The sequence below is a fragment of the Methylobacterium oxalidis genome (assembly GCF_007992195.1).
GTDB classification, from domain to species: domain Bacteria; phylum Pseudomonadota; class Alphaproteobacteria; order Rhizobiales; family Beijerinckiaceae; genus Methylobacterium; species Methylobacterium oxalidis.
In genome coordinates, this window is record NZ_BJZU01000093.1 from 1 (window position 1) to 12354 (window position 12354).

At 75.3% G+C, this 12354-nt stretch carries 12 protein-coding genes and 1 pseudogene; 7 read left to right on the plus strand and 6 right to left on the minus strand.

Going from position 1 to position 12354, the window contains the following annotated elements; genetic code table 11:
- Positions 1-2014 (minus strand): annotated as a pseudogene (locus tag MOX02_RS20775) (hypothetical protein); the annotation flags it as partial.
- A 393-nt stretch (positions 2015-2407) separates the two neighbouring features.
- Here MOX02_RS20775 and MOX02_RS20780 point away from each other — a divergent pair.
- From MOX02_RS20780 to MOX02_RS20795, 4 genes are all read left to right on the plus strand, one after another.
- Entirely contained in the window at positions 2408-2941 is a 534-nt protein-coding gene (locus tag MOX02_RS20780; RefSeq protein WP_147027735.1) for a phospholipase A2 family protein, read from the plus strand.
- Positions 2942-3235: 294 nt separating this feature from the next.
- Positions 3236-3550, plus strand: coding sequence for a hypothetical protein (locus tag MOX02_RS20785; protein WP_147027711.1), 315 nt, complete (start codon positions 3236-3238; stop codon positions 3548-3550).
- A 73-nt stretch (positions 3551-3623) separates the two neighbouring features.
- A complete protein-coding gene (locus MOX02_RS20790; protein ID WP_147027712.1) occupies positions 3624-4373 on the plus strand; it encodes a DUF4336 domain-containing protein in 750 nt (249 codons plus the stop codon).
- Positions 4374-4493: 120 nt separating this feature from the next.
- Positions 4494-5402, plus strand: a complete 909-nt coding sequence (locus MOX02_RS20795; protein WP_147027713.1) for a DUF6662 family protein — start codon at positions 4494-4496, stop codon at positions 5400-5402.
- Positions 5403-5457: 55 nt separating this feature from the next.
- Here MOX02_RS20795 and MOX02_RS20800 read toward each other — a convergent pair whose 3' ends face one another.
- Together MOX02_RS20800 and MOX02_RS20805 are read right to left on the minus strand one after the other, a co-directional pair.
- Positions 5458-5721, minus strand: a complete 264-nt coding sequence (locus MOX02_RS20800; RefSeq protein WP_147027714.1) for a GNAT family N-acetyltransferase — start codon at positions 5719-5721, stop codon at positions 5458-5460.
- 71 nt (positions 5722-5792) lie between these two features.
- Positions 5793-7022: an acyl-CoA dehydrogenase family protein gene (locus MOX02_RS20805; protein ID WP_147027715.1), complete on the minus strand. Its 1230-nt coding sequence runs from the start codon at positions 7020-7022 to the stop codon at positions 5793-5795.
- Positions 7023-7567: 545 nt separating this feature from the next.
- Here MOX02_RS20805 and MOX02_RS20810 point away from each other — a divergent pair.
- Positions 7568-7777, plus strand: coding sequence for a hypothetical protein (locus tag MOX02_RS20810; protein ID WP_147027716.1), 210 nt, complete (start codon positions 7568-7570; stop codon positions 7775-7777).
- Between the two features lie 6 nt (positions 7778-7783).
- Here the strand turns inward: MOX02_RS20810 and MOX02_RS20815 are convergent, their stop codons facing one another.
- Entirely contained in the window at positions 7784-8134 is a 351-nt protein-coding gene (locus MOX02_RS20815; protein WP_147027736.1) for a VanZ family protein, read from the minus strand.
- Positions 8135-8331: 197 nt separating this feature from the next.
- Between MOX02_RS20815 and MOX02_RS31405 the strand changes: the two genes are divergently transcribed.
- Together MOX02_RS31405 and MOX02_RS20820 are read left to right on the plus strand one after the other, a co-directional pair.
- Positions 8332-8496 carry a hypothetical protein gene (locus MOX02_RS31405; protein ID WP_170267942.1) on the plus strand — a complete coding sequence of 55 codons (165 nt, stop codon included), beginning with the start codon at positions 8332-8334 and terminating at the stop codon, positions 8494-8496.
- Positions 8497-8716: 220 nt separating this feature from the next.
- Positions 8717-9169, plus strand: a complete 453-nt coding sequence (locus tag MOX02_RS20820; protein WP_147027717.1) for a low affinity iron permease family protein — start codon at positions 8717-8719, stop codon at positions 9167-9169.
- Positions 9170-9347: 178 nt separating this feature from the next.
- Here MOX02_RS20820 and ligD read toward each other — a convergent pair whose 3' ends face one another.
- On the minus strand, positions 9348-11057 hold the full coding sequence (gene ligD, locus MOX02_RS20825) for a non-homologous end-joining DNA ligase (protein ID WP_170267943.1): 1710 nt from the start codon (positions 11055-11057) through the stop codon (positions 9348-9350).
- Positions 11058-11128: 71 nt separating this feature from the next.
- Positions 11129-12316, minus strand: coding sequence for a zinc-binding metallopeptidase family protein (locus MOX02_RS20830; RefSeq protein WP_147027718.1), 1188 nt, complete (start codon positions 12314-12316; stop codon positions 11129-11131).
- Positions 12317-12354 lie beyond the last annotated feature (38 nt).

The following is a 12354-nucleotide window of genomic DNA, read 5'->3' on the forward strand; positions in this document are numbered from 1 at the left end:
CCTGCACCGTCTGCTGGAGGTTGAGCGCGTTCTGCTCCAGCACGTCGGCGTCGACTTCCTCGCTGGTGCTCGCCTCGGGCAGGGCGAGGAGTTCGAGGGAGGGGTGCTCGTAGTCGGCGTTCTCGACCGACGCCACGGGCAGGTGGCGCCCGGCCGGGATCAGGTGGCTGCGCGGCTCCGGCAGGATCGCGCGCGGCGCGACCACCGGCAGGGCCGGGGCAGGAGCAGGGGAGGGGAGTTCGGCCGGCGCCTCGGGGGCGGCCTGCACCTCGGCCTCGGCCGGCATCCCGGCCGGCATCTCGGCGACCTCCGCGACGGGCGCGTCCGCCGGCGGGCCCGCCTCGGGCGCCGCCTTGCTGCGCAGGAGGACGGGGCGGGGGGCGATCGGCTGGGCGGGCGCCCGGACGGGGAGCGCCGCGATGCGGGCGGGCTCGGCCGGCGGCGCGGCCTCGGCCGGGGCCGGCTCCGCCTGAGGGCGGGCGGGGCGGATCGCGGCGCGGGCGGCCATGGCGGACAGGGCGGCGCGCGCCGCGGCGGGCGCGGGGGCCTGGGCCTCCGCCTGGGTCTGGGCCTGGGCCTGGGCCTGGGCGACTTCGGCGGGCGTGCCGGGGCCGAACACCAGGGAGAGGGCAGGGCGGGCGGGCGCCGCGGGGCCGGGCGCGGCAAAGGGCTCCCGGGCCGCTTCGGCGCGGGGCTCCCGGTTTGCCGCGGCGCGGGCCTCGGCCGCCTCCTCGGGGGCGTTGGCCGGGCGCGGCGCCTGGACGTTCTCGAACCGGACCAGCCGCTCCAGCACGTAGACCGGGTTCGGCGGCAGCGAGCGCAGGTGCGAGATGTCGAGGGGCATCGAGACGAAGCGCGACACCGGCACGGCGGAGGCGGCGGGCCGCGTCGGCGCGGCCTCGGGCTCCGCCTCGGCGGCCGCGGCCGGCGCGGAGTCGGCTGGCGCGGACTCGGCTGGCGCGGACGCCTCGGCCTGGATCGCCGCCCAGACCTCGGCGGAGGTCCAGTCCTGGTTGCCGAACCAGGGCTTCACGGCCGACCAGTCGGGCAGGTCGGACCAGTCCCGCTCCTCCGCCGGGGCCGCGACGGGCAGGGCGGCGGCGGGGATCGCGGTCCGGGCCGCGGCCTCCGCGGCGATCTTGGCCGGCTGGGCCGGGCGGCGGTCGGGGGTGCGGAAGAAGCGGACGCCCGGGGGGGCGACGAAGGGCTGGCGCCACAGGGGCACCGGCTCGGCGGGGATCGCGGCGGCCTCGGCGGCGGCGGCCTCGGCGGCGGCGGCGGCCTCCTCGGCGGCGCGCTGGGCGGCCGCCTGCTCGGCCTCGCGGGCGGCGGCCGCCGCCGTCAGGGCGGCCTGCGCCTCGGCCTGGGCGCGGGCCAGCGCCTCGCGCTCCGCGTCGAGGGCGCGCTGGCGGCGCTCCTGCAGGATCGTGTCGGGCGTGCGGGTGTAGCGGACCTGCGCCGGGACCGGGGCGGCGGCGTGCTGGGGCGCGGCGGGCACCTCCGGCGCGATGGCGGCCGGGCGGCGGGGCGAGCGGATCAGCACGCCGGGGCTCGAGGCCGCCACGTCGATGCGGCTCTCGGGCCAGGCGGAGGCGGGCGCCGCCAGCATGTCGGGGCTCGCCCGGTCGTCGAAGACGTGGTCGGGCCAGGCGCCGCGGGGGGCCGCCGGGGCGGCGTGGGACCAGTCCGGCCGCGGCGGCACGTAGCGCGGCACCTCCGGGGGCACCGGCACGGAATCCTCCATCGTGTCCGGTATCGCCTCATGCATCGCCTCATGGGCGCGGTCGCGGCCGACCAGCGCCTGCGGCGGCGTCAGCCAGCTCGGCGCCGGCCGCGTGCCGGCGATGGCGTAGCTCGGGCGCGGGGGCGCGCCGGCGAGCCGGCGGGTCAGGCTCGCGCGGAGCGACATCAGCCGGTTCGCGAGGGCGCCGATCGACAGGCCCGAGCGGTCGCCGCCCCGGCCGGGGCGGGAGGGGTCACGATGAGAGTACGGAGGCCGTCCCGATGCGCGCATGGGTTCTCAGGATTACTCTGACACGGAGGGTCCGCCGGCGATGGCGGCTCCCCGTCAGTTAGGCCGATCGTCGTTAACAGACGCTTGAACCGCCCCTCGCGGCGGGGCGCACCCTCGCGGCGGGGCGCACGCGCGGGCCCGCGGCGGCGGCCTTGAACCTGCGGCGCCTGCTCGGGCCCGCGCCGCGCCCCCGAGCCTGTGGCGCATCCCCGAGCCTGCGGCGCATCCGCGAGCCTGCGGCGCCTGCCCGAGCCTGCGGCGCATCTGCGAGCCTGCGGCGCCTGGGCGCGGAACGATAAGGCGAAGCTCGGACTTTCTGAGACCACGACCACGCGGAACCGGAATCCCTTGAACGCCCTCGCCCGCTCGCTCCTCGCCCTCACCGTCGCCGTCCTGGCCGCCGCGCAGGCGCCGGCGCAGACCGTCCAGCCCGCGCCCGTCGAGGTGGAGGAGCCCGTGCCCGGTCCGCCGCCGCCCCTGCCCGACCTGACCGAGCCGAACTCGCGCGCGGCCGACACCCTCGACGAGCCGGGCGCCCGCTCGGCCATCCCGAAATCGCTCCGGGGCTCCGGCTCCCAGGCCGGCGGGCCGGCCAACGACCTCAACCCGAGCGGCCGGCCGGAAGGGCCGACGAGCCCGAGGGGCGAGCTCGGCAACGTGCTCACCGGCGCCGAGCTGTTCCACGGCAACTATTGCGGGGCCGGGCAGCGCGGGGAGGGCCTGCCGCCGATCGACGACCTCGACGCGGCCTGCCAGCGCCACGACGCCTGCTTCGACGCGGCGGCGAGCCGGTCCTGCGCCTGCAACGCGGTCCTGAAGCGGGAGGCCGCCGCCGTGTCCGAGCGCCCGCGCGTCGCCCTTGAGGTGCGCCGGCGCGCCCTCAGCGTGGTCCAGGCCGCCGAGGTGATGCCCTGCTCGGCCCCCTGAGGGCGGGTTTCCGGGCCTGTCGAAGGGTTTCCGGGCCTGTCCGGGAAGAGGCCCCGCGAACCTTCGGCCCGCGGGGCAAGTTCATTCCATGGAGAAGCCCCGAAAGGCTCTGGTATACTGAATACAAAAGCCCAGCCGCGCAACAGGCGCCTTTTCCTGCCCGTGCGGCCCCCGTCCGGCGGGGGACGGACCCGGCGGCGGCACCGTTCCGGAGCCGTTCACGCGGGCGGCGACAGGATGCCGGCGTGGACAGGTCGCGACCCCGAAGCGGGGGGCGAACCGGAGGAGGGAACCATGACCATCTCGCTCAGAACGCCGTTCCTGGCAGCGGGCCTGCTGATCGCCGGCCTCGGCGCCGCCGCGGCCGCGCCCGGCCTGCCGCAGGCCGGCAGAGGGCTCGCCGAGGGGCTGGCCCAGGGCGCCACGCCGGTGGCGATGTGCGGATATTCCTGCCGCCGCGGCGGCCGCTACATCCCCGGCCCGCCGAGCGTCTGCTACGAGGAGGGCCTCAACTACTGCGGCTCGTCGCGCGACGTCGGGCCCCGCCGCTTCTACGACGGCTACGACCGCGGCTACGTGCGCCGCTACGATCGCTACGAGCGCTACTGACCCCGGCCGCGGCGGGGGCGCGGCCGGCCCCGCCCGCGCCGCGCCTCCCGCGTCCGGCCCGGAAGGAGACGGCATGGCGTTCGAGCCGGAGGCGGCGACCTACCCGCCCCTCGACGTTCCGAAGCCGGTGGCCGAGGGCGTCTGGATCGTCGACAGCGGGCCGCTGCGCGTCCTGGGGATGCCGCTTCCGGTCCGGATGACGGTGCTGCGCCTCGCCGACGGCGGGCTCTGGCTGCATTCCCCGACGCGCTACGACCCGGACCTGCACGAGGCCCTGGAGGCGCTCGGGCCGATCCACCACCTCGTGGCGCCCAACAGCGCGCACTGGACCTTCGTGGCGGCCTGGCAGCGCCACTGCCCGGACGCGCGGGTCTGGGCGGCGCCGGGCCTGCGCGCGCGCCCCCAGGTCCGCCGGTCGGATCTGCGCATCGACCACGACCTGCCGGATGCGGCGCCGCCCGAGTGGTCCGGCGAGATCGGGCAGGTGGTGGTGCCCGGCCGCCTCGGCTTCCGCGAGGTGGCCTTCCACCACCGGGCCTCGCGCACCCTGGTGCTCACCGACCTCGTCCTGAATCTCGAGCCCGAGCGGCTGCCGGCCCTCGCGCGCCCCCTCGCCCGCCTGATCGGCGTCACCGCGCCGGACGGTCGGGCGCCGGCCTACCTGCGCGCCGTCGTGAAGCTCGCCGGCCGCCCGGCCGCCGAGGCCGCCCGGCGCCTCGTGGCCTTCCGGCCGGACCGGGTGATCTTCGCCCACGGGCGCTTCTTCGAGCACGACGGCGCGGCCCGGCTCGCCCGCTCCCTCGCCTGGCTTCTGCCCCGCTGAGATCGTCCGCCCGGGACCCCTGGCGCGTCGGGCCGGCCCTGCCCGGGCCGGCAGCCCTTGACGCCTGCGCACAGCCTCTCCTATCAGATATAGCACAAGCTATAAAGATAAGGGGCTACCATGCCTGTTGCCTTCCTCCGGCGGGTGAAGCCGGCCGCGCTCGCCGCCGGCGCCATCCTCGCCGGGGCGCTCCTGGCGGGCGGGGCGGCCTCGGCGCAGACGGCGCCGAGCGCCGCCGAGAACCTCTCGCCCGGCGGCATCGACAGCGAGCACCTGTTCGGCTTCGTGGAGGGCAGCGACCTCGGCGTGCCGGGGGAGGTGGAGCTCGAATGGGAGACGAGCGGGCGGATCGGGCGCCGGCTCGGCCGCTTCCTGGCGGTCGATTCGAGCCTCGCCCTCAAGATGCCGCTCAGCAGCGACTTCCGCCTCGCGCCGGGCCTCACCTTCAACGCCTACGACATCGGTGCGCCGGCCCGCACCACGGGCGGCTTCAACGGCGGCTTCCTGGAGGCGCGCCTGCGCCTCCTCGACCGCCGCACGGCGCCCCTCGGCCTGACCCTCGGCATCGTGCCGAGCTACGGCAGCGTCGACGGCGTCACCGGCGGCCCGGGGCGCAGCTACGGCACCGACCTCGTCCTGCTGGCCGACCGGGAACTGATCCCGGACCGGCTCGTGGCGGCGCTGAACGCGAGCCTCGGCTTCGCCTCGACGCGCGCGGACGGCGCAGGCCCCGCGCACGGCTCCGGCCTGGAGGTGGCGGGCGCGCTCGCCTACCAGGTGCGGCCCGGCCTCTTCCTCGGCGGCGAGGCGCGCTACGCGCGGGCCTACGGCGACCTCACCCTCGGGCGGCTCGCCGGGGCGGCGGCCTATCTCGGCCCCACCCTCTACGCGAGCCTGTCGCCGCGGGCCTGGGTCTCGCTGGCCTGGAACCTCCAGGTCGCGGGCCGCGAGCAGGGCGCGCCGGGCGCGCTCGACCTCACGAACTTCGACCGGCACCAGGTGCGGCTGCGGGTCGGCTACAGCTTCTGAGGCCGGCCTTCCCCGAGGGCGCGCCTCAGGCCGGGAAAGTGCAGGCCGGAAGGTTTCAGGTCAGGAGGTCGCGGTGCTCCTTGTGCGCGCGCAGCCACGCCCCGGCGTAGCCGCACAGGGCCGCGATCCGCCGGCCCTCGCCCCGGGCCGCGCGGGCGACCGCGTGCATCAGCCGGTCCGAGGCGCCGGTGCCGCGCAGGGGCGGCGGCGCGTAGACGTAGAGGATGACGAGGAGGCCGTCCCGCCGCTGGTAGTCGGCGAAGACCACCTGCCCGTCCACGTCGAGTTCGAACCGGCTGCGCTCCGCGTTGTCGTGCATGGATCTCTCGCGATCGGGTCGTCCCACGGGATGATAGGAACGCGCATCCCCGCGCGGGAGGCCCGGCCCCCTCAGGGCCGGGGCAGCATGCGGTCGCTGACGATGCGGCGCTGGATCTCGCTGGTGCCCTCGAAGATCGTCGTCAGCCGCGCGTCGCGCCAGTAGCGCTCGACCCGGCGCTCGGTGGTGTAGCCGTTGCCGCCGTGGAGCTGCATCGCCTGGTTCGTCACCCGCACCGCCATCTCGGTGGCGACGAGCTTCACCATGGCCGACTCGCTCTCGGCGGGCTCGCCCTGGTCGAGGAGGTGCGCGACCTGGCACCAGAAGGCGCGGGCCTGCGCCACCTCGGCGGCCATGTCGGCGAGCGCGAAGCGCAGCGCCTGGAAGTCGGCGATCGGGTGGCCGAACTGCTCGCGCTCCTGCAGGTAGGCCTGAGTGTCCTCGACCGCGGCGCGGGCGACGCCGACGGCGCGGGCCGCCGTGTGGACGCGGGCGATGTTGAGGCCCCGCTGCACGGCCGCGAAGCCGCCCGAATCGGCGTCCGCGCCCTCGTCGCCGTAGAGGCCGGTGAGGCGGTCGCTCTCGGGCACCCGCACGCCGTCGAGTTCGAGCTGCCAGGTGAGGAAGCCGTGGTACCCGACCTTGTCGATCGGGTGGCCCGTCATGCCGGCCGGGAAGGTGCCGGGCTCCTTGACGACGAGGAAAGGCTCGAGCCCCGCCGAGCGCGGCTCGCCGGGCTCCGGGTCGCGGGTGCGGGCGAGCACCTCGATGAAGTCGGCGGCGAGCGCGAAGCCCGCCCAGCGCTTGGTGCCGGTGAGGACCCAGGTGTCGCCCTCGCGCACGGCGCGCGTGCGCACGCCGGCGAGGTCGGAGCCGGCGGTCGGCTCGGAGAGCGAGATGCTGCCGATCCAGGCGCCGCGGGCGGACCTGCGCAGCAGGTCGAGGCGGCGGGCGTCGTCGAGGGTCTGGGTGCCGAGCCCCTGGCCGCGGGCGAGGATGCTGCCGACCGAGAGCCAGGCCCGGGCGAGCTCCTCGGAGACGAGGCAGTACTCGAAGACGCCGAGGCCGAGGCCGCCGTGCTCGGCCGGGATGGTGATGCCGAACCAGCCCTTCTCCGCCATCGCATCGATGAGCGAGCGGGGCATCTCGGCCTTGTGCCGGTCGAGCTCGTCGGCGAGCGGGAGCACCACGTCGCGGGCGAAGCTGCGGGCCTCGCGCTGCAGGGCGAGGCGGGCCTCGGTCCGCCAGGGGGACAGGATCTCGGGAGGGCGCGGCGCGTAGCGGTCCTGATCCTTCGGCATGCTCTCCCCCACCCCGGGCCGGTCCCGACGGCCGACCGCCCGGATTACCTATGGCGTGCGGGCCGGACGGCCACGCCGCGCGGGGTCAGGCGGGAGGGATCAGGGGATCAGGGCGTTGAGCAGCGGCGCCGTGACGAGGCCCATCGCGAAGACGACGATGCACATGCGGCGGAACTGGAGATCGTTGACCATCGATGCCTCTCCTGGGGCTGTGCCTCAGCCCGCGGCGCATCTCGTAGCGGTCTGCGATTGCGCGGTTGTTTCGTGCCACGGCCACGATTGTTTCGTTGTGACGTGGCGCACACGGCGCGGGGGAGAGCCGCAATCCCCGCCGGAAAGACCCCGCGAGGAAGATTCGCCTCCGGTCAGGACGTCCGAAAGAATCTGTACAGTCCCTGAGATCGAAGGCGGGACCGGCGGTGCCGGCCCGGAATATTGTCTGGCTTCTGTGACCGGCGTCCGCGGATGATCGGCGTGGAAATTAGCGAAAGCGAATTTACTGCGCGGGCGAAATACTAGACTCTCGGCGAGATCGGGAGGCAGTCATGACACATGATCCTCGCTGCTGGTTCGGCATCCACGCGTGGCGACCCGCCGAATGGCCGCCGGAGCTCGTGGAACGTCTCAGGTCCCGGGGCTGGAGCACCCAGACATCCTCGCGCTTCGAGCATTGCCCGCGCTGCGGCAGCAGCCGGACCATGCTGGCCGAGCCCGTGATGCCCGACAGCCGGCACATGGTGCAGGCCGGCTCCTGACCGGCCTCAGCCGCGCTCCTCCGGCGCCTTGCGGCGGTGGGCGATCGCCAGGGCCGCGAGCCCGCCGAGGCCGCAGCCCGCGGCCTTGACGGCGAAGTCCGCCACGCGGCCGTGGCGCGTCGGCTGCAGCATCTGCAGGATCTCGAGCAGGCCCGCGGCGGCGAGCGTGAGCGCCAGCACCTGCCAGCGCCGGCGCGGGTAGCCGGCCGCGAACAGGAAGCCGAGCAGGGCGAAGGCGCCGAAGCGCTCCAGCGAGACCGGCGCCGCCGAGACGGGGCGGTAGCCGATGGGCGCGAGCGTGACGACGAGGAGGGCGGCGAGCAGCAGCCACGCGAGAGGGCGCGCGGCCGCGGACATCCGTGTCAAACCGATCGCTCCCCGCATCCTGGACCAGAGCGGGGATTGTGAGCCGGCGCGTCGATCCGCGGAGTGCGAGACCGCACAACGGCTTGGCCGGAGCGGCTTACAGCGGCCCGGCGCTGTCAGGGCTCGCGGGCTTGCCAGCGGCGCCTTTGCGGATACGCTGTCCCTCCTTTGCGTATTCGGGTAAGGTCATGACGGACAACGACCGCGCTTTTCTGGCCGAAATCAAGAACAAGACTTCGCGGCCGAACCGGAACGACGTTAAAAGACTTCGCGAGATCCTGAGCCGTATGCGCTGGGACCAGATCTTCGAGGTGAAGGCCCCGCGCGGCCAAGCTGCGCTGCGCGCGTCCTGAACCCGGCGCTGCGCGCGTCCTGAACCCTGCGCTGCGCGCGTCCTGAGCCTCGCCCGGCCGCCGGCACGGCCTCGCCCGTCCCCGGGCGATCCGGCGGTGCGCGGCCGGGCTCCCGCGGGCCCGGCAGGCGAGGGCTGAGCGCCCGCATGGCGGCCGTGCGTGAACGGAAAGCGTCCGCACGCCGTTGGTGACGTCAGCGTTGGCGTTCCGAGGCCGTTCCATGTCTCCCGGCAGGCACTTCACTGAATTCGCGTCGCAGGTCGCGCGCGGCGCGGGCAAGCCGGTCACCTTCGCCCTGAGCATCACCGTGATCCTGCTCTGGGCCGTGACCGGGCCGCTGTTCCACTACTCGGACACCTGGCAGCTCATCATCAACACCGGCACGACCATCGTGACCTTCCTGATGGTGTTCCTGATCCAGAACACGCAGAACCGCGACGGCGCCGCGATCCAGGCCAAGCTCGACGAGCTGATCCGGGCGAGCGCGGCCCAGAACCGCTACATCGGCATCGAGAGCCTGACCGAGGAGGAGCTCGACGACCTGCGCCGCCGCTGCGCCTCCCGCGCCGCGCCCGACGCCTGCGAGGCGGCCGAGATCGCCAACGAGCGCGCCGACCGCAAGGCGCGGGACGCCGCCCGCCGCGCCGGGGGCGCGCCGCACTATCCGGCCTGAGCGCCCGGGCGCCGCGCCGGTCCGAAAAGCCGCGCCGGTCCGAAAAAAGGCCGCTCCGAGGAGCGGCCCGAGTCTTGGGAGGAAACGCCCGGAAAGGGCCCGCCGGACGGGAACGCCTGTCTCGCCCAGCCTTCGGAGAACCTCAGGAATCCGGGATCGTTCCCCGCCTCCACAGGTCTCATCCGGCCCCGCGCCGGGAGGTGGGAGAGCCTCGCCGGGGCGTGACAGAGCCTCGCCGGGGCGTGCCGGGACCGCGCGCGGCGGGCAGCGCCTGGGGCGCGTCCGCCCAGCCCGCGAGGTCGGGCAGCCCCGCCTCCAGCACGCCGCGCACGGTGAAGTCCTGCGCCGAGGCGGCCCCAGCGAGCGCCTCCCACGACAGAGGCATGGCGAGGCTCGCCGCGGGCTTGGCGCGGGTCGAGAACGGCATCACCGCGGTGGCGCCCCGCTCGTTGCGCAGGTAATCGACGTAGATCCGGCCCTCGCGGTCCGCCTTGGCGGCGCTCGCCGTGAAGCGCCCCGGCGCCTCGCGCGCCAGCGCCCGCGCCACGGCCTCGGAATAGGCGGCGGCCCGGCGCCAGCCCGATCGGGCGGGCACGAGCGGCACGACGACGTGGACGCCCTTGCCGCCCGAGAGCATCGGCCAGGCGGCGAGTCCGTCCGCGGCGAGCCGGTCGCGGACCGCCTGCGCGGCCTCGATCACGGCCCCGAAGGGCAGGGCGGGATCCGGGTCGAGGTCGAGGACGAGACGGTCGGGCGCGGTGATCGCCCCGGCCCGCGAGCCCCAGCCGTGGAATTCCAGCACGCCCATCTGGACGAGGCCGAGGAGCCCCGGCAGGTCGTCCACCGCCACGTGCTCGCCCGGGCTGCCGCTGGCCTCCCGCAGCCGGACCCGGCGGACCGTGCCGGGCAGGCCGGACCCCGCATGCTGCTGGACGAAGCAGCGCTCGCCGACGCCGCGGGGGCAGCGGATCAGGGTGAGGGGGCGCCCGCGCATCTGCGGCAGCATCAGCGGCGCGACGCGCTCGTAGTAGGCGACGAGGTCGCGCTTGCTCACATGCGCCTCGGGGTAGGGCTCCCGGCCGGGGCTGGTGATGCGCACGCCGTGGCGCAGGAGCGCGCCGGCGGGGTCCGCGAGTCCGGACCGCGCGGCGCGCTTCGGAGCGTCGGCGGCCCGCGCGGGCGCGGCGGGCGCGGCGGGCGCGGCGGATCGCGCGCCCTTCGCGCGGGCAGGCTTGGCACGGGGTTCACCCTCGGGCGCGTCCGGCGCCGCCCGGCCGCCGGAGGCCGTGCCGGCGATCTCCTCCATCGTGCGGCCGCTGGCCACGCTCGCGGCGTGCGCCTGCGTCAGGTCGAGGTCGGTGCGCGCCTCCGCGTCCTCGATCTTGCGCAGGAGCCAGTTCTCGCGGGTCCCCTCCGCCTTGCCCCGCATCCGGATCAGCATCCAGGCGCCGCGCATGCGCTCGCCCTCGAGGCGGAAGCGCAGGCGCCCGGCTGCGAGACCGGCGCGGGGGTCGCCCTCCGGCACCCAGCGGCCCCGGTCCCACAGCATCACGGTGCCGCCGCCGTACTGGCCGGCGGGGATCGTGCCCTCGAAGGCCGCGTAGGAGAGGGGATGGTCCTCGGTGCGCACGGCGAGGCGCTTCTCGGCGGGGTCGAGGCTCGGGCCGCGGGTCACGGCCCAGCTCAGGAGGACGCCGTCGAGCTCCAGCCGGACATCGTAGTGGAGGCGGCGCGCCGCGTGCTTCTGCACGAGGAAGCGGTCACCGCCCCCGCGCCCCGGCCGGCCGCGGGGCTCGGCGGTCCGCGCGAAGTCGCGCTTGGCGTTGTAGGCGGACAGGTCCGGTTCGGAGGTCGGCATTTGGTAGGTCGGCATTTGGGAGGTCGGCATGGGGCGGTCCGGCGCTCGTGTGGCCCCGCGGGCCGGTCGCGGCCCGGGCCTCCCTCAACGCCGCAGGGCCCTCAGACGTTCGGCGCCGCCACCCGGTTGCGCAGGCCCGCGATCACCGCCTTCAGGATGTCGGCGCCCGCATCCTCGCCCGGCGGGGCCGCGTTCCGGCCGCGCACCGCGTAGATCCGCTCGTGCACGAAGGCGAGCTTGGCGATCACGGCGGGCGTGAGCTTGAACGGGTAGAGCGAGGCCTGCCCCATGCTGCGGCTGAGCGAGTTCACCGCGTAGGTGAGCGGCAGCCACGCCTCGATCAGGCGGTCGAGGTCGGGTGTGCGGTGGGGGTCGAAGTCGATCACCACGGGCTCGGCCGGCCCGTGGCGCAGGCGTGGGCGCACGTGCAGCTCGAAGGTCGAGGCGGTCTCGATCGTGTCGACCATGTGCAGGTAGTGCGCCCAGGTCTCCGCGAAATCCTCCCAGGGGTGGCTCGTGGCATAGGCCGAGACGTAGGATTCCTCCCAGTTCCCCGGCGCGCCCTCGGCGTAGTGGCGCTGCAGCGCCGCCCCGTAATCCCGGCTCTCGTCCCCGAACAGGGCGCGGAAGGTCCACAGGCTCGGGTCGTCGCGCACCAGGACGTTCCAGAAATAATGCCCGACCTCGTGGCGGAAATGGCCGAGCAGCGTCCGGTAGTACTCGCCGAACAGCAGGCGGCGGCGCTCGCGCTCGACGTCGTCGGCCTCGGCGATGTTGAGGGTGATGAGCCCGTCGAGGTGCCCCGTCAGCACGGGCGGGCCGATCAGGTAGCTCTCGGCCGGGTCCACCAGGAAGTCGAAGGCGAGGCCGGCCGGGTCCTCGGCACGGGTCGGCAGCGGCAGGTCGAGGCGCAGCAGCGAGTAGAACAGCCGGTGCTTGGCGGCCTCGATCTGGCGCCAGCGGGTCAGGTTCCAGGGGATCGTGAGGTCGGGCACCACCCGGTTGTGGCGGCAGGTGGTGCAGTAGATCCCGGGCTCGTCCTCGGGCACCAGCCAGTTGCAGGCTCCGTAGGCCGCGTTCGCGCAGAAGCGGACCTTGCGGCCGGGCGCCGCGTAGGCGTGGAAGGTCGGCGCGCCGCCCGCCTGCGGGTGGGCGGAGGGCCCGGACGGCTCCAGCGCCGAGACCTCGTGAATCTGGCAGACGTAGCCGAGGCGCCGCTCGCAGCTCTCGCAGGCCGTGCTCTCGAAGGAGACGGGCTGGTCGCAGGCCTGGCACTGGAAGATCTTCATGGCGGGATCCGGGGCCGCGGCGGGGCCGGCCGCCCTAC